The organism is Sphingobium sp. TomTYG46, assembly GCF_055396345.1.
Genome location: NZ_AP027324.1, coordinates 949,741 through 969,910 on the forward strand (window position 1 = coordinate 949,741; position 20,170 = coordinate 969,910).

16 protein-coding genes and 3 tRNA genes are annotated in these 20,170 nt (G+C 60.6%); 11 read left to right on the forward strand and 8 right to left on the reverse strand.

The features are described 5' to 3' along the window. Positions 1–259 precede the first annotated feature (259 nt). Both ACZ5YV_RS04825 and ACZ5YV_RS04830 read right to left on the reverse strand, forming a co-directional pair. A complete protein-coding gene (locus ACZ5YV_RS04825) occupies positions 260–1,741 on the reverse strand; it encodes a hypothetical protein (protein ID WP_464788818.1) in 1,482 nt (493 codons plus the stop codon). Positions 1,742–1,950: 209 nt separating this feature from the next. Next, on the reverse strand, positions 1,951–2,409 hold the full coding sequence (locus ACZ5YV_RS04830; RefSeq protein ID WP_464788819.1) for a response regulator: 459 nt from the start codon (positions 2,407–2,409) through the stop codon (positions 1,951–1,953). 161 nt (positions 2,410–2,570) lie between these two features. Here ACZ5YV_RS04830 and ACZ5YV_RS04835 point away from each other — a divergent pair, with 161 nt between their 5' ends. Next, positions 2,571–3,488 carry a pseudouridine synthase gene (locus ACZ5YV_RS04835; protein WP_464788820.1) on the forward strand — a complete coding sequence of 306 codons (918 nt, stop codon included), beginning with the start codon at positions 2,571–2,573 and terminating at the stop codon, positions 3,486–3,488. Positions 3,489–3,547: 59 nt separating this feature from the next. Further along, the gene (gene rsmD, locus ACZ5YV_RS04840; RefSeq protein ID WP_464788821.1) at positions 3,548–4,087 is read left to right on the forward strand and encodes a 16S rRNA (guanine(966)-N(2))-methyltransferase RsmD; all 540 of its coding nucleotides are present in this window, start codon (positions 3,548–3,550) and stop codon (positions 4,085–4,087) included. 115 nt (positions 4,088–4,202) lie between these two features. Here the strand turns inward: rsmD and ACZ5YV_RS04845 are convergent, their stop codons facing one another. After that, complete coding sequence (locus ACZ5YV_RS04845; RefSeq protein WP_464788822.1) at positions 4,203–4,652, reverse strand: globin domain-containing protein; 450 nt, start codon at positions 4,650–4,652, stop codon at positions 4,203–4,205. A 115-nt stretch (positions 4,653–4,767) separates the two neighbouring features. On the opposite strand from ACZ5YV_RS04845, the gene ACZ5YV_RS04850 reads away from it, so the two are divergent. Further along, entirely contained in the window at positions 4,768–5,256 is a 489-nt protein-coding gene (locus ACZ5YV_RS04850; RefSeq protein ID WP_464788823.1) for an Rrf2 family transcriptional regulator, read from the forward strand. 701 nt (positions 5,257–5,957) lie between these two features. After that, positions 5,958–8,234 carry an ATP-dependent helicase gene (locus tag ACZ5YV_RS04855; RefSeq protein WP_464788824.1) on the forward strand — a complete coding sequence of 759 codons (2,277 nt, stop codon included), beginning with the start codon at positions 5,958–5,960 and terminating at the stop codon, positions 8,232–8,234. Between the two features lie 141 nt (positions 8,235–8,375). Here ACZ5YV_RS04855 and ACZ5YV_RS04860 read toward each other — a convergent pair. The 3 genes from ACZ5YV_RS04860 to ACZ5YV_RS04870 all read right to left on the reverse strand — a co-directional run bounded on the left by ACZ5YV_RS04860 (position 8,376) and on the right by ACZ5YV_RS04870 (position 9,089). Next, a tRNA-Ala gene (locus ACZ5YV_RS04860) sits at positions 8,376–8,451 on the reverse strand. A 138-nt stretch (positions 8,452–8,589) separates the two neighbouring features. Then, positions 8,590–8,665 (reverse strand) — tRNA-Ala (locus ACZ5YV_RS04865). A gap of 88 nt (positions 8,666–8,753) precedes the next feature. After that, complete coding sequence (locus ACZ5YV_RS04870) at positions 8,754–9,089, reverse strand: TIGR02300 family protein (RefSeq protein WP_449472261.1); 336 nt, start codon at positions 9,087–9,089, stop codon at positions 8,754–8,756. A gap of 149 nt (positions 9,090–9,238) precedes the next feature. Here ACZ5YV_RS04870 and aroA point away from each other — a divergent pair, with 149 nt between their 5' ends. The 7 genes from aroA to ACZ5YV_RS04905 all read left to right on the forward strand — a co-directional run bounded on the left by aroA (position 9,239) and on the right by ACZ5YV_RS04905 (position 15,786). Next, entirely contained in the window at positions 9,239–10,579 is a 1,341-nt protein-coding gene (aroA, locus tag ACZ5YV_RS04875; RefSeq protein WP_464788825.1) for a 3-phosphoshikimate 1-carboxyvinyltransferase, read from the forward strand. After that, on the forward strand, positions 10,576–10,827 hold the full coding sequence (locus tag ACZ5YV_RS04880) for a CBU_0592 family membrane protein (RefSeq protein ID WP_464788826.1): 252 nt from the start codon (positions 10,576–10,578) through the stop codon (positions 10,825–10,827). The genes aroA and ACZ5YV_RS04880 overlap by 4 nt, the downstream gene beginning before the upstream one ends. Then, a complete protein-coding gene (gene cmk, locus ACZ5YV_RS04885; protein ID WP_464788827.1) occupies positions 10,824–11,459 on the forward strand; it encodes a (d)CMP kinase in 636 nt (211 codons plus the stop codon). The genes ACZ5YV_RS04880 and cmk overlap by 4 nt, the downstream gene beginning before the upstream one ends. A 171-nt stretch (positions 11,460–11,630) precedes the next feature. Further along, positions 11,631–13,343, forward strand: a complete 1,713-nt coding sequence (rpsA, locus tag ACZ5YV_RS04890; protein ID WP_464788828.1) for a 30S ribosomal protein S1 — start codon at positions 11,631–11,633, stop codon at positions 13,341–13,343. Between the two features lie 161 nt (positions 13,344–13,504). Further along, positions 13,505–13,792 (forward strand): integration host factor subunit beta, encoded by a 288-nt coding sequence (locus ACZ5YV_RS04895; protein ID WP_449472252.1) that lies wholly within the window; start codon positions 13,505–13,507, stop codon positions 13,790–13,792. A gap of 51 nt (positions 13,793–13,843) precedes the next feature. Beyond that, a tRNA-Leu gene (locus ACZ5YV_RS04900) sits at positions 13,844–13,929 on the forward strand. A gap of 72 nt (positions 13,930–14,001) precedes the next feature. After that, the gene (locus tag ACZ5YV_RS04905; RefSeq protein WP_464788829.1) at positions 14,002–15,786 is read left to right on the forward strand and encodes a cation:proton antiporter domain-containing protein; all 1,785 of its coding nucleotides are present in this window, start codon (positions 14,002–14,004) and stop codon (positions 15,784–15,786) included. Here the strand turns inward: ACZ5YV_RS04905 and ACZ5YV_RS04910 are convergent. Further along, entirely contained in the window at positions 15,783–17,312 is a 1,530-nt protein-coding gene (locus ACZ5YV_RS04910; RefSeq protein ID WP_464788830.1) for a hypothetical protein, read from the reverse strand. The genes ACZ5YV_RS04905 and ACZ5YV_RS04910 overlap by 4 nt on opposite strands. A gap of 115 nt (positions 17,313–17,427) precedes the next feature. Continuing rightward, positions 17,428–20,082, reverse strand: coding sequence for an alanine--tRNA ligase (gene alaS / locus ACZ5YV_RS04915; protein ID WP_464788831.1), 2,655 nt, complete (start codon positions 20,080–20,082; stop codon positions 17,428–17,430). Between the last annotated feature and the right edge of the window lie 88 nt (positions 20,083–20,170).

Genomic DNA, 20,170 nt, shown 5'->3' on the forward strand with positions numbered 1-20,170 from the left:
GACAGAGCCGCCGTTCGGGGCAACCGCAGCGAATAACCGCTGCTGTCCGGAGCGGACGTTGACCGTGAGTGTCGGAAGTGCCGTCAACCTTCCGCAGAACGCCGTTTACGATAGACGTTCTTGCCACCCCTATTCAGGAACCCATCCAGGCTAGGTCTATCATCGAGCTCTTTCGAGCACCTAGAAAAAGCTTGGTTTGGGTGGCCGTCAGGCCTGCCGCGTTTGGCGACGCCAACCCCGGCAGGATCCGAATCTGCAATCAAACAGCCGCAACGACTTTGCTCAATCTGACAATGGTGGCCGATGACCGCGCGATGTCGACAGCACCAGCAGGGACGCTGCGGGAGGTGAGGTCCAGGCGGGCCTCACGGCTGTCAAGGGACGGGCCGCTCAACGTGGCGACGCTCTGGTGGCGGGGCAGCGGCAGGCGGACGTCGGTGCTGACTTCCTTGTTAAGGATAGCAAGCAGCGTGCCCTGAGCCGTGTCGGCTGCATAGGCGACGACGTTGAGGCCCTGCGCGTCCAACTGGACGGTCCGCATGCGCGCCCCGCTGAACAGCCCGGCGAACTTCATGCCCCAATAGACGGGCTGCGGCTGCACTTGCCCGTCCATATTGCCGATCGGCGTGTAGAAGGGGCGCGGGCGGGGCTGCGCGTCGGGCAGCATCTTTTCGCCCGCAAGGCCGCCGACCGAGTTGGCAACCGCAGGGCCAGCGCCGCCGTGCAGGTTCACGCTGGAATAGCCCAGCGACATGAGCTGGAGCATATAATCAGCGGCCCAGAGCGCTGCGACATAGCTATCCGACACGCCCGGCTTGCCACCGTGGTAGGCGGTGTTGCCTTCCGTCATGCGGTAGGCAACACCCATCTTGCGCGCGGCGTCGCTGGTCAGCTTGCCTTCCTGCGCCTCCCGGGTCGAGCGCAGGAGGAGGCGGTCGGGCTTGATCCGCGGATCATTGGGACCGCCCTTGTAGAAATGATGCGACAGTGCCTCGATCCGCGGCGGATTCTTGATCGAGGCCCAGCGGTCGGCGACGGCGGGCAGCCAATCGAGCTTGTAAGCGACGTCGGGCAGGATGAAGCGGGCATCCGGGCTGCCCGCCGTGATCGCATGGGCAGCGGCGAGCCATTCGGCAAGATAGGTGTCGGGACCCCAGGTCTTGGGATCGCGCAGGTGCGAGCTGAACACGTCAACTTCATTGCCGATGACGAACGCGACCAGCCGCTTGCCAAGCCGCCGTTGGACATAGGCTGCCTCGCGCGCCATGTCATGCGGCACGCCATTGCCGAGGTTAAGGCCGTAGATGCACCGCCATCCGGTCGCATCCAGGAAGCCCTTTAGCGCATCGATGGCTGCTGGGGTGACGGCGTAGCTCAGGTCAGGGCGCGGCTGGCCCGGCTTGATCGGCCGTTCGATGCGCGGCGGCTGCTTGTCGCCGGGGCGCTCCTTCCACCAGGAAAATTCGCTGGTGTTGCCGCCGATGCGCAGAATGCCAGCGGGCGTCAGGTCACGGAAAGCGCGGACCAGCGGGCGGTTGCGCGCGTTGAAGAAATCGGGCGTTTCAAGCTGCTGCGTCTCGTAGGACAGGCCGACGAAGTCGCGGGGCACCAGCGGTCCTTGCGCCGATCCATTGAGTGAGAGCGACAGGGTCGCCGGGGTTTCCGCAGCGCGCGCCGGGACGATCAGCGCCCCGGCCGCCGTCAATATTCCCGCGTTCAGAAAATTACGGCGGTCTATCATTGCTCGCACCTCTTGGACGATAATTACCGGCGATCTACATTTCTGCCGACTTTAAATAAGCCAATAACGATTGGGCAGAGACGGTAAAGCTACTTGGCCCCATGACAGATTTAAGGGTCAATGGTGCAAAAGTAATAGCACGAGATTCAGGTAACCCCCGCGAGGGCAAGTCAGGTCAGACAAACCACCGCCGACCCAACCGCACCTACTCACCCCACCCGATCAAACAAATGCAACCCACGCGGCACGCGCGGCAACTCCCCACCACGCAGCACCGCCTCAATTACCCCGATCGAAGCCAGCAGATCACGCGGCAAATAGGGCTTCGCCAGACACCCTACCGCCATCTCATGCGCATCAACCGGACAGGCCCCACTGACGAACAGCACCGCCAATCCCCTGGCATAGGCATGACGCGCCACATCGATACCCGTCTTGTCGCCATGCAGGGTGATATCGGCGATCACCAGATCGACCTCATCCTGCTCAATGACGCTGATCGCATGGTCATAATCCTCGACCGTCGCGGCCACGCGGTAGCCCGCCTGTTCCAGCACATGCTCATTGTCGAAGGCGACCAAAGGCTCATCTTCCACCACCAGCACGCTGCTGATGGCCTGTGCCTGCTGCCGTGGCTTCGAGTCCCCTTTGACTAGCCCGAAAAACATTTGCCGATCTGCCCCATATGCGCCATGCACCCGATCAAACGCGCAACCGCCTAAGGGAGTTGCGACCGATCCTGCGCACTCGGCGACAGGACGGCACTATTCGTCATTTTCCCGGCATCTCCGATATGGGAATGCCGCCGCTTCGTTAAAAGGAACCGAGCGTGGAGCCGCCGAAAAAATCAGCACCGCCGCGCAGGACAGGACCGGGCGGCCCCCGGCGTCCTACCGACGGCAAGCCCTCCGGTTCGTCGCGCCCGGCTCGCCCGCCTTTCAAGAAAAGAAACGCTGCTCCAGCCAAACCGGCAAATCCTCATCCGGCACGCATGGCCGCTGCCGTCAGCGGCACGAACGAACCGCAACGTATCGCCAAACTGCTCGCCCGCGCCGGAATAGCCTCGCGCCGGGAAGTCGAACGGATGATCGAGGAAGGCCGGGTCACTCTCGATGGCCAACTGATCTCGACGCCCGCGACCCTGTTGACCTCGCTCAACGGCGTGGCGGTGGATGGCAACCCGGTGGCGCAACCGGCTCCCGCCCGTCTCTTCCTGTTTCACAAGCCTTCAGGCTATTTGACCACCGAGCGCGACCCCCGCGGCCGTCCTACCATCTACGACCGCTTGCCCGCCGATCTGCCCCGCCTCATGCCGATCGGTCGTCTGGACATGACCACGGAGGGGCTGCTGCTCCTCACCACCGATGGCGAATTCAAACGGCAGATGGAATTGCCCGCGACCGGCGTACCGCGCACCTATCGCGCCCGCGCCTTTGGCGAAATCAGCCAGGCCCAGCTTGAAGATCTGTTTATGGGCATAGAGATTGACGGCATTCGCTATGGCCAGATCGAGGCCAATCTGGAGCGCCGCACCGGCCGCAACCAGTGGATCGAAATGACCCTGACGGAGGGTAAGAACCGCGAAGTGCGGCGCGTTCTGGAGCATCTGGGCCTACAGGTAAGCCGCCTCATCCGCACCAGCTATGGCCCTTTCCACCTCGGCGAACTCGCGTCGGGCGCGGTGGAAGAAGTGCGCCAGCACGACCTCATCGTCTTCCGCAAGAGCTTGAAGACGCCCAAATCCTGAAGCTAAACCCGTTTGCCCTGCGCTTGTCTCAGGGCATTTCTTCTGCACGGACGCCAATAATGAGAATCATCGCAGGCCAATGGCGCGGCCGCCCGCTGGCAGCTCCCAAGGGCGACGCCACTCGTCCCACGGCCGATCGTACGCGCGAAACGCTCTTTTCCATGCTGGTGAGCCGCATCGGATCATTTGAAGGGCTGGCCGTCGGCGATTTCTTTGCAGGATCGGGCGCCTTGGGCTTTGAAGCCCTGTCCCGTGGCGCTGCTAGCTGCCTCTTCGTTGAACAGGATCAGGCCGCTTTGAATGTGATCCGCGCCAATGGTGACAAGCTCGGCATCCGGCCCGACATCCGCCAGAGCAGCGTGCTGTCGCTCGGCCCCGCGTCGAAACCGCTGGACCTCATTTTCATGGACCCGCCTTATAGTAGCGGCGCAGGCGTCGTCGCTCTCGACAAGTTAAGCCGTCTCGGCTGGACCGGCCCCGCGACCTGGATCAGCATCGAAACCGATCGCCGCGAAGATGTGGAGGTCAAGGGCTTCACCATCGACGCAACCCGCGACGTCGGCAAAGCCCGTCTGACCCTGTTGAGAATGGCTGCCTAACACTATCGTCCGACCCGAAAAAACGCAGACGGGAGGGACAAAAGCTCTCCTCCCGCAAGCGGGCGGGGCCGGGGGTGGGCCTGCGAGCGGGCGGGCCATTCACCCCACCCATCAATCAAGCCGCTTCAGCATCCTCATAAGCCTGCGCTTCCTTGCCAATCAATATCTCGGCCAGGAACCAATAGGCCTTGCCCCACGCTTCCAACACGGCGTCCGTGGCAACTTCCGCGCCCAGAACATCGCGGATCGCGGGCAGCAGCGCTTCGGCAACCTTGGGATAATGTTCGGCCTTCACGCCGGTTTCGACGTGCCGCTGCACCATGCGCTCGACCGCGCCGGTCAAAGCCTGCAACTTGTCGATATTCTCGGCATAGCCCAGGATCGCCGCAGCCAGACGCTTGGGCTGCTCACCGCTGTCCTGCGCCGCCTGGTCGAACATGTCCTTGATCGATGCATCCTGGAACAGGCGCGCATACATGGCGGTCGTGATTTCCACCCCATGGCTCCGCAGCGCAGGAGCGGTTGCCTTGACGATCGCGATGGTTTCAGCGCTGAGCTGGCTCATACATGCACCCCTTTGAACTAGAGACTCGGTAACGACGCCTTTACGGTACATCTTTAAACATGTAAACAATCTACATGTTTGATCCGCAAACCTCGTTCAATTAACGCATTCCCTCATGCAATTGACCCGTCACACCGACTACGCCCTGCGCGTCCTCATCCATCTGGCCGTCACGCCAACAGGTCGCGCAACCATCCCCGAGGTCGCAGACGCCTACGCTCTTTCGCGAAACCATTTGATGAAAGTCGTCCACCACCTCGGCCAAGGCGGCTTCATCCTAACCCAGCGCGGCAGAGGCGGCGGCTTCACCCTGGCCCGTGTTCCTGAAGCAATCAGACTGGGCGATGTGGTTCGTCACACCGAAACGGACATGAACCTGGCAGACTGCGCAGGCTGCGGCCTCCGCGCGGCTTGTGGCCTATCGGGTATTTTGAGGGCCGCGACGACAGCTTTTCTCGCTGTGCTTGATCAGCACAGCCTGGCGGACGCCGCCAAAGACAGAACCGGGCTGGCAGCGCTTATTGCCGCCCTGCCCGGTTCTGTCTCTTCGGTCAGCGATGCCTGCGCGCCGACCTCTTCGAACGCGGTGCCTCGCCTGGATTGATGCAGCTATCCTGTACCGTGCGACTGCATAGCGGATAATCTTTACCGCTCGCAGGCGGAGGGGTCATGTTCCCGCCAACGGTAACCGGATTCGCCGAACTGCCCACGGGCGCGGCAGGGTCTTTGGGCATGCCCGGCGTTGCGGGCATCATACCGGTGTCAGCTGGAACCTCTCCAGTCGGCTGACCAGCATTGGGATCTGCCGCTGTGGCAGGGTTCGCAGGCGTAGCAGGATCCGTCGGCATGCTATTAGTGGCTGGGGGTTGGGCCGTATTGGCCGGCACACCCTGAGCGATCGCAATGCCAGTAGCGCCGGTGGTAAAAGCCAGCATGGCGGCACTCGCAAGCATGATCGATTTCATGGGTAATCCTTTCCTGTTAATCACCCCGTTCTGCCTCTTGGCGGGTAGAGAACCAGATCGGTGACGCACGCGTTCCGATGTCGGCGACGAACTGTGGCTCTGCTGCTATCAGGCGATGACGACTGTCTCAGCAAAGCGTTCAAGTCTGAATTGCGCGCCCCTTTCCCCCACTGGAACCGCTTGGCCTTGACTTAACGACATGACGAGAGGCTGAGGGATATCGAAGGTGAACATCGTGACCTTCCCCCTTGCATTATTCCCCTTTTGTTCTCATAGATTGCTATCAATCACACGTGGTCAAGCCCTTGCTCCCTCTATCCATGCTCCCTAGTTGTTGACCATGACCCTTCCCGCTCCCTCGCCTGATGATCCGCCCTATCTTCAAGGCCTCAATGAGCCGCAACGGGAAGCCGTCCTTACCACTGAAGGGCCGGTCCTGGTGCTGGCGGGCGCGGGAACGGGCAAGACGGCTGCGCTGACCGCAAGACTGGCGCATCTTATAGCTACGCGCCGTGCCTATCCGTCGGAAATCCTGGCGGTCACCTTCACCAACAAGGCCGCGCGCGAAATGCGCGAGCGTGTCGGACGCATGATCGGTCCCGCAGTGGAAGGAATGCCATGGCTCGGCACGTTCCATGCTATCGCTGCCAAAATGCTTCGCAGACATGCCGAATTGGTCGGCCTGCAATCCAACTTCACCATTCTTGATACAGACGATCAGCTTCGACTGATGAAGCAGCTGATCCAGGCTGAAGGGATTGATGAAAAGCGCTGGCCCGCGCGGCAGCTTGGTGGCTTGATCGATCAGTGGAAGAATAAGGGGCTGACGCCTAACGAAATCAGCGCGGGAGATAGCGAATCTTACGGGAACGGGCGCGGGCAGAAACTATATGCTGCCTATCAGGCCCGCCTTCGCGATGTAAATGCTTGCGACTTCGGCGACTTGCTGCTCCATGTGCTCACCATATTGAAGCGTCACCGGGATGTGCTCGAAAGCTATCAACAGCGGTTCCGCTATATCATGGTGGACGAGTATCAGGACACCAACAGCAGCCAGTATCTCTGGCTCCGCCTGCTCGCTCAGCAGCGCAAAAATATTTGCTGCGTGGGTGATGATGACCAGTCCATCTATTCGTGGCGCGGGGCGGAAGTCGCCAACATCCTGCGATTTGAAAAGGACTTCCCGGGCGCCAAGATTGTCCGCTTGGAGCAGAATTACCGATCCACGCCTCATATCCTGGGCGCCGCATCCGGTGTGATCGCCGAAAATGGCAACAGGCTAGGCAAGACGCTCTGGACCGACATCGACATCGGGGAGAAAGTCCGCGTTATCGGCGTTTGGGATGGGCCAGAAGAGGCTCGCCGTGTCGGCGACGAAATCGAGGCGATCGAGCGCACCGGTCGATCGTTGGAGGAGGTAGCCATCCTTGTCCGCGCGCAGCACCAGACCCGCGAATTTGAAGATCGATTCATTCAGATCGGTCTTGCATATAGGATTGTGGGCGGCTTTCGGTTTTACGAGCGGGCTGAGATCCGCGACGCGCTTGCCTATCTTCGCCTGGTCAACCAACCGGCCGACGACCTAGCGTTTGAAAGGATCGTCAATGTTCCGAAGCGCGGCTTAGGTGACAAAGCCGTGGAGAAACTTCACCGGCTTGCTCGGGCCGAGGCTATACCCTTAGCGCTCGCTGCTGCACGAATTCTCGATACCGACGAAATGACTCCGCAAGCGCGCCGCAGTCTTGGCGCCTTTATCGGGGATTTGGCCCGCTGGCGCGACCGTGCGACCCAGCTTCCCCATGCTGAACTCGCGCGCCAGATACTGGATGAAAGCGGTTACACGGCCATGCTTCAGGCGGAGCGCACCGCCGAAAGCGCGGGCCGCCTCGAAAACCTGAATGAACTTACTCGCGCGATGGAGGAATATGAAACGCTGGGCGCGTTCCTCGAACATGTGTCGCTGGTCATGGATAATGACGCGCAAGCCGAGGAACGGAAGGTCACGATCATGACCATCCATGCGGCCAAAGGGCTCGAATTCGACACCGTTTTCCTCGCGGGTTGGGAAGAGGGTATTTTTCCTTCTCAACGAGCGTTGGACGAAGGTGGTCTCAACAGTCTGGAGGAGGAACGTCGGCTCGCCTATGTGGCGATTACCCGCGCCAGGAAGCTGTGCGTCATCCTTCATGCGGCGAACCGGAGAATATATGGCCAGTGGACCAGCTCCATCCCGTCACGGTTCGTAGGGGAGCTACCCCCTGAACATGTCGAGGAGGAAAGCAGCATGGCGGGCGGCGCATCCCTATGGCGTGCCAACTGGTCCGAGCGCGCTGATCCCTTCTCCGACGTACAACGAGGCAGCGGGCGTGGCCCAGGCTGGCAGAGGGCGCAACAAAGTGGCCAGTTCTCCCGCGAACCCGTGCGGATCGTGGAAGCTCGCGCCTCGGCGGTATCCCTCGGCAACAAGGGGCGAGATGATATGCACCTGGGGTTGCGCGTATTTCACCAGAAATTTGGTTACGGCACGATTGCGGAGATCGAGGGCAACAAACTCGAGATCGATTTTGAAACGGCAGGCCGTAAGCGCGTGATGGATAGCTTCGTGCAGCCAGCTTGAGCAGATGCCAATTGAACCCGTGAAAACTTGATGAGTCCTCGCCGACAATTTATGTCAGGCGACGTGGGACTGGAATACAATCTGCTACCAGACGCTCTCTGAGATTAGGCAAGCTGAGTAATGAGTAGCATTCCGGAGAATTGGTGGAGCCTAGCGGGATCGAACCGCTGACCTCCTGCATGCCATGCAGGCGCTCTCCCAGCTGAGCTAAGGCCCCATCGTCGCGCAGCATCATACCGCATCCCAATGGATTGGGCCATGTCCGGCATGGAGCAGCCGTCGGCCGATGTAGGATGCCAAGCACCCACTTGATAGCTTCCAGGCTATACAGGTGAGGCTTAGACCGTCCGGAAACTGGTGGAGCCTAGCGGGATCGAACCGCTGACCTCCTGCATGCCATGCAGGCGCTCTCCCAGCTGAGCTAAGGCCCCGTTACCAGTGTCAGCGCCGCTTGGGACCGGCGCTTCGGAGGTCGCTGCCATTAGGAGGCAGCAACTTCCTTGGCAAGCACAAAATTACTTAATTGTCGTCGTCGCCGTCGTCGGCGGCGGCATCCACGCCGAGGTCGTCGTCACCGCCTAGGTCAACGTCATTGTCCGGCGAATCACCATCATCATCGACGTCCAGATCAAGATCCAGATCGTCATCCGCCGTCTCCAGCTCCCCGTCGGCGGTTTCGATAACCTTCTTCGGCGCTTCCTCGTACGGCAGCGGCTGCTTCGACTTCAGGACCGGTTCCGGCTCCCAAGCCGTGTTGCAGTTGATGCAGGAGACCGGGTCGTCCTTGCCCAGGTCATAGAAGCGCGTGGCGCATTTCGGGCAGGTACGCTTCGTGCCCCATTCAGCCTTGACCATGTCCGGCCTTGTCCTTCTTACGAGTGCTTCAACGAATATCACGCGGCGCGACCATGTCGCCCGCGAAGCGACGGGCGCCTTGCCATAGCGGAACCGCGCTGTCAAAAGCCGGGCGCAATTTTTCAGCTTCCTGACAAACGGATTGACCCGTGACCACTTCTTCCGACCAGCCTGTTCCCATGACCTTCTCCAGTGCTCCTCCCCTTGCGGGCAGCGTAAGGGTGCCGGGTGACAAAAGCATTTCGCATCGCTCACTCATGCTCTCTGCACTGGCCGTTGGGGAAAGCCGTGTCGAAGGCCTGTTGGAGGGAGAGGATGTGCTGGCCACTGCCGCAGCAATGCGTGCGATGGGCGCGCAGATCCAGCGGGACGATAATGGCATTTGGCACATTCGGGGCGTGGGCGTGGGCGGATTGCTGCAACCCCAAACAGCTCTGGACATGGGCAACAGTGGCACGTCTACCCGCCTCCTCATGGGCTTGGTCGCAAGTCATGGCATCACCGCGACTTTCATTGGAGACGCATCGCTGAGCAAGCGCCCGATGCAACGCGTCACCGAGCCGCTGTCCCATATGGGCGCGAGCTTCACCACCAGTCCTGGACAACGGCTGCCGCTCACCATGCGGGGTGCCTGTCCGGCCGTGGCGCTTGATTATCGCCTTCCGGTCGCATCAGCGCAGGTAAAGTCCGCGATCTTGCTCGCGGGTCTGAACACCCCCGGGGTCACGCGCGTCGTCGAGCCGGTTCCGACTCGCGATCACAGCGAGCGGATGCTCAAGGGCTTTGGTGCTGACCTGGACATAGAAATCGATGCTGATGGAACACGGATCATCACATTAAAAGGCGAGGCCGAACTTCGTCCCCAAGCCATCACCGTCCCCGGCGACCCCTCATCGGCAGCCTTCCCCATGGTCGCCGCGCTGCTTGTCCCCAGCTCGAAGATTACCATTGAAAATGTCGGCCTGAATGGCACTCGGGCAGGATTGATCGATCTGCTGCGCGAGATGGGGGGCGATATCGTCATTGAGAACCCGCGCGACGTCGGTGGGGAGCCGGTGGGGGACATCGTCGTCACTGCCTCCCACCTGACGGGCGTCGAGCCAGACCCCGCCCGCGCGCCCTCCATGATCGATGAATATCCGATCGCGTTCATCGCGGCCGCGTTCGCCGAAGGGCGCAGCACCTTCCGAGGCCTTGAAGAATTGCGGGTCAAGGAATCTGATCGTATCGCCACCATGGCGGCGGGCCTTCGCGCCATCGGCGTGAGAGTGAACGAACTGGAGGACGGCATCGCCATCGAGGGAACTGGAGGTACGCTCCTGCCCGGCGGCGGCCCCATCGCGACGAAGCTGGATCATCGTATCGCCATGAGCTTTGCGGTGGCCGGTCTTGTGTCCAAAAGCGGTGTCACCATCGATGACATGCGCCCGGTCGCGACCAGCTTCCCCGGCTTTACCGCCCTCTTGCAAACTCTCGGCGCGATGGCGTGAATTTGGATTTCCCCAACGTGGTTGGCCTTGTTGGGAGCGGCCTCATGGTTATTGCTTACGCCTACAGCAATATGGCGAAGGTGCTGAACTTTACGCTATTCAACTTTCTCAACCTGATCGGTTCGTTGCTGCTGATTTACTCCCTGACGGTTCATTTCAATGTCGCATCGATGGCGCTGGAGGTCGTCTGGGCCTTTATAGCCATCATTGGTCTCGCCAAGACGTTGCGGAAAGGCAAAGCAGAATGATCATCGCCGTCGACGGTCCCGCAGCATCGGGCAAAGGTACGATCGCCAAGGCGCTCGGAAGTCATTACGGGCTGCCTGTCCTGGACACCGGCCTGCTCTATCGTGCGGTTGGGCTTGCTGTGGTGAAAGCCGGGGGCGATCCGGACCACGAATCCGATGCGGTTTCCGCTTGCGATTTTGACGATGCAGTCCTGTGCGACCCTGCGCTGCGGAGCGAGGCCATCGGCTCGCTCGCTTCCCGCGTTTCAATCCACTCGAGCGTTCGTCAGGCGCTCGTTCAGCGACAGCGCGATTTTGCGACCCGGCCGGGTGGCGCGATACTTGACGGCCGCGATATCGGGACGGTGATCGCGCCTGATGCGGATGCGAAGGTCTTTGTCACGGCGAGCGTTCACGTGCGCGCCAAGCGCCGCTATGATGACGCGCTTTCCCATGGCGGACGCCCGGACATGGACAGCTTGATCGCAGATATTCAAGCACGCGACACTCGCGACATGAGCCGGGATCATGCGCCGCTGCGAATGGCTGATGGCGCAGACTTGCTCGACACCAGCAATTTGACTATAGACGCCGCCGTCCAGCAGGCGATTGCTCTGGTGGACGCCCAGTTGGAACGTCGGCAACAGGCCTGACGCGATGACGGCGCTTGGGATTCCCCGGCGTCCTTTTCGCTTATCCAAAGAGCGTCTCACCCGACATGGCCGAACGGATGTTCGCGCGGCAATCCGGCCGTGCGGACGGTTTGGCCTGAAAGACCACCGGATACAACCGGTAGGCCAGCAATGACGAGTGAAGGAACTACCATGGCCTCTACGGCATTCCCCTCGCGCGACGATTTCGCCGCGCTTCTCAATGATTCTCTCGGTGGCGAGGACGGCGGCTTCGAAGGTCGCGTCGTCAAGGGCACCGTTACCGGCATCGAAAACGACATGGCGCTGATCGACGTCGGCCTGAAGTCGGAAGGCCGCGTGCCGCTGCGCGAATTCGCTGCGCCGGGCCAGAAGGCTGACCTGAAGGTCGGCGACGAAGTCGAAGTCTATGTCGACCGCGTCGAAAACGCCCATGGCGAAGCCATGCTGTCGCGCGACCGCGCTCGCCGCGAAGCCGCCTGGGACAAGCTGGAATCCGAATTCACTGAAAATGCCCGCGTCGAAGGCGTCATCTTCGGTCGCGTCAAGGGCGGCTTCACTGTCGACCTCGACGGCGCCGTGGCGTTCCTGCCCGGTTCGCAGGTCGATATTCGCCCGGTTCGCGACGTCACTCCGCTGATGGACATTCCGCAGCCCTTCCAGATCCTGAAGATGGATCGCCGCCGCGGCAACATCGTCGTGTCACGCCGTGCCATCCTGGAAGAAACCCGCGCCGAACAGCGCTCGGGCCTCATCCAGACGCTGGCCGAAGGTCAGATCATCGAGGGCGTCGTTAAGAACATCACCGACTATGGTGCGTTCGTTGACCTGGGCGGCATCGATGGCCTGCTGCACGTCACCGACCTGTCGTACAAGCGCATCAACCACCCGAACGAGATGATCAACATCGGCGACACCGTTCGCGTTCAGATCATCCGCATCAACCGCGACACCCAGCGCATCAGCCTTGGCATGAAGCAGCTGGAAAGCGATCCGTGGGAAGGCGCCGCCGCCAAGTATCCGGTCGGCGCGAAGCTGTCGGGCCGCGTCACGAACATCACCGAATATGGTGCGTTCGTCGAACTGGAAGCCGGCATCGAAGGCCTGGTCCACGTTTCGGAAATGTCCTGGACCAAGAAGAACGTCCACCCCGGCAAGATCGTTTCGACCAGCCAGGAAGTCGAAGTTCTGGTCCTCGAAGTCGATCCGGAAAAGCGCCGCATCTCGCTCGGCCTCAAGCAGGCCCAGAACAACCCTTGGGACAGCTTTGCCGAACGTCACCCGATCGGTTCGACCGTCGAGGGCGAAGTCAAGAACGCGACCGAATTCGGCCTGTTCATCGGCCTGGACGGCGACGTGGACGGCATGGTCCACATGTCGGACATCGCATGGGGCATTTCGGGCGAAGACGCGCTGGCTCTGCACCGCAAGGGCGAGACGGTTTCGGCCGTCGTTCTCGACATCGACGTCGAGAAGGAGCGCATCAGCCTCGGCATGAAGCAGCTTGAGCGTGGCGGTCCGGCCGCTGGTGGCACCGCTGCCGCTGCTGCTGGCCTCAACAAGAACTCGATCGTCACCGTGACGGTTCTGGAAGTGCGTGACGGCGGCCTGGAAGTCCAGGCTGGCGAAGACGGCGCCGCCGGCTTCATCAAGCGCAGCGACCTTGGCCGCGACCGCGACGAGCAGCGTTCGGAACGCTTCCAGGTCGGTCAGAAATTCGACGCCATGGTCACCGGTTTCGACCGTGCCAAGAAGCCAACTTTCTCGGTCAAGGCAATGCAGATCGCTGAAGAGAAGCAGGCCGTGGCTCAGTATGGCTCTTCCGACAGCGGTGCATCGCTCGGCGACATCTTGGGCGAAGCGCTGAAGGCCAAGAACGAAGGCTAATCCCTTCGGATACAACTAAAGTAATAGGCCCGTCGGAACTTCTTCCGGCGGGCTTTTTATATCCCAAAATGAGAAAACAACTACCGACATTGGATAATTGTCATGTGGGTAGGGACTCACTATGACTAAACTGGGAACCAGAAGGGGGAGCTGGAGGACCAATGATACGCTCGGAATTAATTCAGACTCTGGCAGAGGAAAATCCGGACCTTGGCCTTCAGGAGGTCGAGAGGATTGTAGACCTCTTCTTCAAAGAGATTGTTGACCGCCTGTCGGGTGGCGGCCGGGTAGAATTGCGTGGTTTCGGCGCCTTTACCACTCGTGCGCGAGACGCGCGGACTGGGCGTAATCCGCGTACAGGGGAACAGGTCCCTGTTTCGGCCAAGCGGGTGCCTTACTTCAAGCCGGGCAAGGAAATGCGCGAACGGCTGAACAGCAAGACGCAGTGAACTCCAGCACATCTTGACCTACGCGCTCGGAAAGGTCAGTGGGAGCGCCACGCGGACGTGGCGAAATCGGTAGACGCAGCGGACTTAAAATCCGCCTCCCCCTGGGAATGCGGGTTCAAGTCCCGCCGTCCGCACCAGGGGTATCACGCATCGGACGTGAATTTGCCGCAAGGCTGGATATTCTGCCGCGCTTACCGCAATGATGGCGTATGGCCGGTGCAATCAATCCACAAAGTTTCAGCGATTCCCTCGTCATTCTGGGGGCCGCCGGGCTGGTGATCCCCGGCTTTGCACGCTTGAGGATCAGTCCCGTCATTGGCTTCATTCTGGTCGGGCTAGCTGTCGGCCCATCGGGCCTTGGCGCGCTGGTCGCTGAATATCCGTGGCTTTATCATGTCACCATCTCAAACAGAGGTGCGATTGAACCATTCGCTGAGCTTGGTGTCATATTACTTCTCTTCTCGATCGGGCTTGAGCTCAGCTTTCGTCGCCTCTGGACAATGCGCGCCCAAGTGTTCGGGGTCGGCGCCGCCGAACTAATCGGCGGCGCGTCGCTGATTGCTTTGGGCCTCTACTTTCTGGGACAACCAACCGCAGGGGCTGTCGGATTGGGTCTTGCCCTGGCCCTTTCCTCAACGGCCGTGGTGCTCCCTATGGTCGGCACGCAAAGCGCCGTGGGGCGGGCCGCGTTCGCGATGCTATTGTTTGAGGATCTGGCGCTTGTCCCCATAATATTCATGCTCGGCGCGCTCGCGCCGTCGGTAGCCTCCAGTCCTGACGGTGCTTGGAGCGAACTGGCCAATACGTTGCTAAAAGGCGGCATCACTATCGCGGTGATGCTCGTTCTTGGCCGCATTTTCCTGTCACACATTTTCAGCCAGGCCGCGCGGACCAAAAGCCCTGAAGTTTTCCTTGCGGCCAGTCTGCTGGTGGTCATCGTTTCAAGCATCGCGACTTCGCTCGCAGGCCTTTCGCCAATCGTCGGCGCACTGCTGGCAGGCCTGCTCATCGCAGAGACCGAATATCATGGTGAGGTCGAAGTGATGACAGCGCCGTTCAAGGGGCTGGCGCTTGGCGTTTTCCTCATCACTGTGGGCATGAGCCTGGACGTCCGGGTGATCCTGGCGAACTGGCCGAGCCTTGTTCTTGCGGTCGTTGGCGTCGTCCTGGTCAAAACATTGGTCACCGCCGCGCTCCTCTATTTTTCAGGCGCGCGAAAGGGTGTGGCTCTGGAAGTTGGCGTGCTGATGGCCAGTCCTTCTGAAACGACCCTCATCGTGCTTTCGACAGCAGCAGCAGCCAAGCTCATCCTCCCATCGACCGCCGCCTTTTGGCAGATCGTCACAGCCATCGGCCTGACGATCACGCCACTTCTCGCACGCATCGGTCATGACATCGCGCGCAGGCTGGAAATGGCGCTGGGCGAGGAAGCGCCAGACCTACAGCAAGAAAGCACCGAGGCGGCAGCTGTCGTAATCGGGTTCGGGCGCGTCGGGCGAATGGTGTGCGATCTTCTTCGCCTCCATAACCAGCGCTTCACCGTTGTCGAATCCGACCCGGACGTAGTGGCGGAGGGGCGTCGTGGCGGCTACCCGATCCTTTTCGGTGATGTGGCGCGCGTCGAAATGCTCGACAAGCTCCGCTTGGGCCATGCACGAGCGTTGATCCTTACCATGGACGATCCCGTGCTTTCGGTGCGTGTCACGAAACGGGTGCGTGGATGGGTGCCGGATTTGCCGATCATCGCCCGTGCGCGCGATACTGATCATGCGGCACAACTCTATCAGGCGGGCGCAAGCGATGCGGTTCCCGAGACGCTTGAAAGCTCGCTACAACTCGCAGAAACGGCGCTCATCGACCTAGGCGTGGCGATGGGGCCGGTTATTGCCTCGATCCATCAAACGCGTGAGGACTTGCGCATGGGTATTAAAGATGCGGCGCAGATGGATACCGCTCCGAAACTGAGGCGGCTCCGCCCTGACGAGGTCGGCTAAGGTGCAATAGCTACAGCATTGTCAGGCCCCGTGCCGGGCATGCCGCTCCCATCCCAATTCGGTTCCTTATCCATCCGTTCCAATACTGTGCTTGCGGTCTCAGCAAGGCTACCGCCATGGGGGTTATAGGCCACAGGCAGTAAATTGCGTCGCGCCTCCTTGCGGTCACCGATACGCAATTGCTGGATCGCCAGAGTCATACGCAGGCCGAGGTCAAAGGGCGCCAGTTCCGACGCGCGCTCCAGCCCTTGAAGCGCGAGCGAAGATGGCGTTTTCCCCTGCCGGGCGAAGCTGTCATAATAATAGAAGAGCGGCAGCGGATGGTCATTTTCGATGCGATTGAGTGAAATGAAAGTGGCGCGTGCTTGCTTATAGCCCTCGTCCTGATCCGGGGCATCTTGGGCCATGCGATAGAGGGACAGGCCCTTCTGGACATAGGCGTTGACCTGCTTCGGATCGTTAGCCAGGGCAGCATCTGCTGCGGCGATCGCTTCCTTGTCGTTCCCAGCGTCATGTTCGGCCTCCGCCAACGCGGATAGGACCGCTGGATCTTTGGGGAAGCGCGAAGCTATGGCGCGCGCGTCCGTCAGAACGGCTTTGGCCGCTTCGTCATCGACGCCGCGCCTGGAACGAATGATAACCGGCATCATTGCGTTTGCTCCCGCACTTACCCCTTGCACGACAACGGGGCCGGTTTTGATCATGCTGGCTGGCAGCTTGAGCATGGTCATGCGGGATTTGAGCAGATAGCGGTCCAAATCGTGTTCGAGCTGGCCGAAATCTCCAAACGCTTCGATCGCAGCAGACCGTGGGTCCTTACCCTGGGACATGAGCGTGAGGTAGCGCGAAAGCTGGCCTTTCCTGTCGGGGCTGAAAGTCAGGTAATGATAAAGCAGCCAGCTCTTGCCGTAGAAGGCATCATACCCCTTGCCTCGGCGCTTTTCATAGGCGGCGGGATCAAGCAGATCGTTCGCGGTCACGTCGATCGCCATATAAAGCTCATACGCGCGATGCTGCGCTGGCCGCCCGAGTTCAACCCCGCCATCATTGGGAAAAGCGGCTGACGAAAAGAACTCCGCCGCACCTTCGGACATCCAGCGCGGCATCGGGAAGTTGCTCGATCCGATCAGAAAATAATGTGCATATTCATGGAGCAGCGTGATCATCGACGTGTCGATTTGACCGTGCGTCGCTCTGACCCGCGGAACGATCGCGACCGATCCTCCCGCACGGGGTATGTAAAATCCGCCTACATATTGCGAATTGGCCCCATACAGCTTTCGGACCTGGGCTTCACTGCTCACTACATAGATAGTCAGTCGATTGGAGGGGCTCGGACGGAGGTTCGGCGTTCCCGTGACCGCCGCCATGGCAGCATGGTAGCTTTCAAGCTGCTGCGAGAAGAGACGAGCGTCCGTTGCCCGGGCTTCGGCATAGACGACAAAATGGTCGCTCGAAGCTTCCAGCCATTCAGCACGCGCTGCAGCGGGCACCAGCAGTAAACAGATAGCAACAAGAAACCGCATGATCCCCCCGATCATTGTCTCTCATCAGATTAGCGGTGATGACAGCAGAAACAAGGTGGCTAAAGCGCAGCTTAAGCATCGCCTCCTTGTCGGCGGTCTTCGAAACCTGGAATTTTTATGCCGGGACGCTGGCCAAGGCCGTCTTGACCGCGTCAATCGCGGCGCCCGCCTTTTCTGCTTCCGGTCCACCGCCCTGAGCCATGTCCGGACGGCCGCCGCCGCCCTTCCCGCCTAGCACTTCTACACCCGCACGGACAAGATCGACGGCGCTGATCGTGCCAGTAAGGTCATCCGTCACGCCTACCGCGATGCTGACGCGGCCGTCCACCACGGCGAGCACGGCGGACACGCCGCTGCCTAGCGCGGCCTTGTTCTGGTCAACGATCCCGCGCAGTTCCTTGGGATCAAGCCCTTCGATGACCTGGCCGATGAAGTCAATCTGGCCAACCTTCTCGGGGCCGGCTGCCTGAGCGCTGCTACCCCCGCCGAGGGCCAGAGCCTTCTTCGCTTCGGCCAATTCGCGTTCGAGCTTACGGCTCTGTTCCACCAGAGCGGCGATGCGCGCGGGCACCTCTTCAGGTGTGGTCTTGAGCGCAGCGGCCGATTGACGCAGGCGATCTTCGCGGTCGGTCAACCACAGGCGGGCCGCTTCTCCGGTCAGTGCCTCAATGCGGCGAACTCCCGAAGATACCGCACTTTCGGAGATGATCTTGAAAATCGCAATGTCACCCGTCGCGCGGACGTGGGTGCCGCCACACAACTCAACCGAATAGCTGTTCGCGTCGCCCTTACCCATGGAAAGAACGCGGACCTCGTCGCCATATTTTTCGCCGAACAGAGCCATAGCGCCCGCCGCGATAGCGTCATCGGGCGTCATGAGGCGCGTCGTGACGCTCTCATTGTGGCGGACCTGTTCGTTTACCAGGCTTTCAATCGAGGCGATCTGGCTGTGGGTCAGCGCTTCGGGATGCGAGAAGTCGAAGCGCAGGCGATCGGGCGCCACGAGGCTCCCCTTCTGCGTCACATGAGCGCCCAGGGTGTTCCGGAGCGCCGCATGTAGCAGGTGGGTAGCGCTATGATTCGCGCGGATGCGATCGCGGCGGTCGGTGTCGACTGTGAGATGCACCGTATCGCCAACCTTGATGCTGCCCGTCCCGATTTTTGCTCGATGCGCGTGCAGGCGACCAAGTGGCTTTGCGGTATCTTCTACATCAGCCACAAGACCCGACAGCGACGTAATAGTGCCCGCGTCCCCCATCTGGCCGCCGCTTTCGCCATAGAAAGGCGTCTGATTTGTGACGATTGTGACCGTATCACCGGCTGCTGCGCTGTCGAAGTTCACACCGTCCTTGACGATCGACAGCACCTCGCCTTCGCCCTCGGTCGAGCTGTAGCCGATGAACTCGGTATTGCCCGTTTTCTCGGCAATATCGAACCAGATTTCGTCAGACGCCTTTTCACCCGAGCCCTTCCACGCAGCGCGGGCGGCGGCCTTCTGCTCCGCCATGGCGGCGTCGAAGCCTTCGCGATCAACGCCCAGGCCGCGTGAACGCAGCGCATCTTCAGTCAGGTCATAGGGGAAGCCAAAGGTGTCGTAGAGCTTGAACGCGGTTTCGCCGGGCAACGTGCCGCCTTCGGAAAGATCGACCGTCGCTTCGTCGAGCAGCTTGAGGCCCTTTTCCAAAGTCTGGCGGAAGCGGGTTTCCTCACGCAGCAGCGTTTCCTCAATCAGCGGCTGGGCGCGGACCAGTTCCTGATAGGCGCCGCCCATTTCAGAGACGAGGCTGGGCACCAGTCGGTGCATCAACGGATCCTTTGCGCCGATAATGTGTGCGTGGCGCATGGCGCGGCGCATGATGCGGCGAAGGACATAGCCGCGGCCTTCATTCGCGGGCAGCACGCCGTCCGCGATCAGGAAGCTGGTGGAGCGTAGATGGTCCGCGATGACGCGGTGGCTGGCTTGATGCTCGCCATCGATGGCGGTCTTGGTCAGCGCGCCCGATTCCTCGATCAGCGCCTTGAACGTGTCGGTGTCGTAATTGTTATGGACGCCTTGCAGCACAGCGGCGATGCGCTCCAGACCCATGCCGGTGTCGATGCTGGGCTTGGGCAATTCGCCGACGATCTCGTTCGCTTCCTGCTCATATTGCATGAAGACGAGGTTCCAGATTTCGACGAAGCGGTCGCCATCCTCTTCTGGCGATCCCGGAGGGCCGCCCCAGATATGATCGCCATGATCGTAGAAGATTTCCGAACAGGGACCGCAGGGACCGCTGTCACCCATCGCCCAAAAATTATCCTTGGTCGGGATGCGGATGATCTTGTGATCAGGCAGCCCCGCAATCTTCTTCCACAGGTCGAAGGCTTCATCGTCGGTGTGATAGACGGTGGCGGTCAGCTTGTCCGCCGGAATGCCCCATTCCTTGGTCAGCAATGTCCAGGCATGAGTGATCGCCTGTTCCTTGAAATAGTCGCCAAAGCTGAAATTGCCCAGCATTTCAAAGAAGGTATGATGGCGCGCGGTATAGCCGACATTGTCTAGATCGTTGTGCTTACCACCTGCACGAACCGACTTCTGGCTGCTGGTAGCAGTCGTGTAGGGCCGCGATTCCAGGCCCGTAAAGACATTCTTGAACGGCACCATGCCCGCGTTGACGAACATCAGCGTCGGGTCGTTATGCGGCACCAGAGGCGCTGAAGGAACGATGGTGTGGCCGTTCGCCCCGAAATAGTCGAGGAAGGAGCGGCGAATGTCGTTGGTCGATGTCATGCGCGCGATTTAGTGGGAAGCGCCCCGGCGCACAAGCGGGGCTTTTCATCGCAGCGGTCAAGTGGGGTCTCTTATCCGACAAGACACG

What these genes read in the sequence shown, in the direction of transcription:
- ACZ5YV_RS04825 (WP_464788818.1), bottom strand. Translation starts at nt 1,741, where the DNA reads ATGATAGACCGCCGTAATTTTCTGAACGCGGGAATATTGACGGCGGCC.
- ACZ5YV_RS04830 (WP_464788819.1), bottom strand. Translation starts at nt 2,409, where the DNA reads ATGTTTTTCGGGCTAGTCAAAGGGGACTCGAAGCCACGGCAGCAGGCA.
- rsmD (WP_464788821.1), top strand. Translation starts at nt 3,548, where the DNA reads ATGAGAATCATCGCAGGCCAATGGCGCGGCCGCCCGCTGGCAGCTCCC.
- ACZ5YV_RS04845 (WP_464788822.1), bottom strand. Translation starts at nt 4,652, where the DNA reads ATGAGCCAGCTCAGCGCTGAAACCATCGCGATCGTCAAGGCAACCGCT.
- ACZ5YV_RS04850 (WP_464788823.1), top strand. Translation starts at nt 4,768, where the DNA reads ATGCAATTGACCCGTCACACCGACTACGCCCTGCGCGTCCTCATCCAT.
- ACZ5YV_RS04855 (WP_464788824.1), top strand. Translation starts at nt 5,958, where the DNA reads ATGACCCTTCCCGCTCCCTCGCCTGATGATCCGCCCTATCTTCAAGGC.
- ACZ5YV_RS04870 (WP_449472261.1), bottom strand. Translation starts at nt 9,089, where the DNA reads ATGGTCAAGGCTGAATGGGGCACGAAGCGTACCTGCCCGAAATGCGCC.
- cmk (WP_464788827.1), top strand. Translation starts at nt 10,824, where the DNA reads ATGATCATCGCCGTCGACGGTCCCGCAGCATCGGGCAAAGGTACGATC.
- rpsA (WP_464788828.1), top strand. Translation starts at nt 11,631, where the DNA reads ATGGCCTCTACGGCATTCCCCTCGCGCGACGATTTCGCCGCGCTTCTC.
- ACZ5YV_RS04895 (WP_449472252.1), top strand. Translation starts at nt 13,505, where the DNA reads ATGATACGCTCGGAATTAATTCAGACTCTGGCAGAGGAAAATCCGGAC.
- ACZ5YV_RS04905 (WP_464788829.1), top strand. Translation starts at nt 14,002, where the DNA reads ATGGCCGGTGCAATCAATCCACAAAGTTTCAGCGATTCCCTCGTCATT.
- ACZ5YV_RS04910 (WP_464788830.1), bottom strand. Translation starts at nt 17,312, where the DNA reads ATGCGGTTTCTTGTTGCTATCTGTTTACTGCTGGTGCCCGCTGCAGCG.
- alaS (WP_464788831.1), bottom strand. Translation starts at nt 20,082, where the DNA reads ATGACATCGACCAACGACATTCGCCGCTCCTTCCTCGACTATTTCGGG.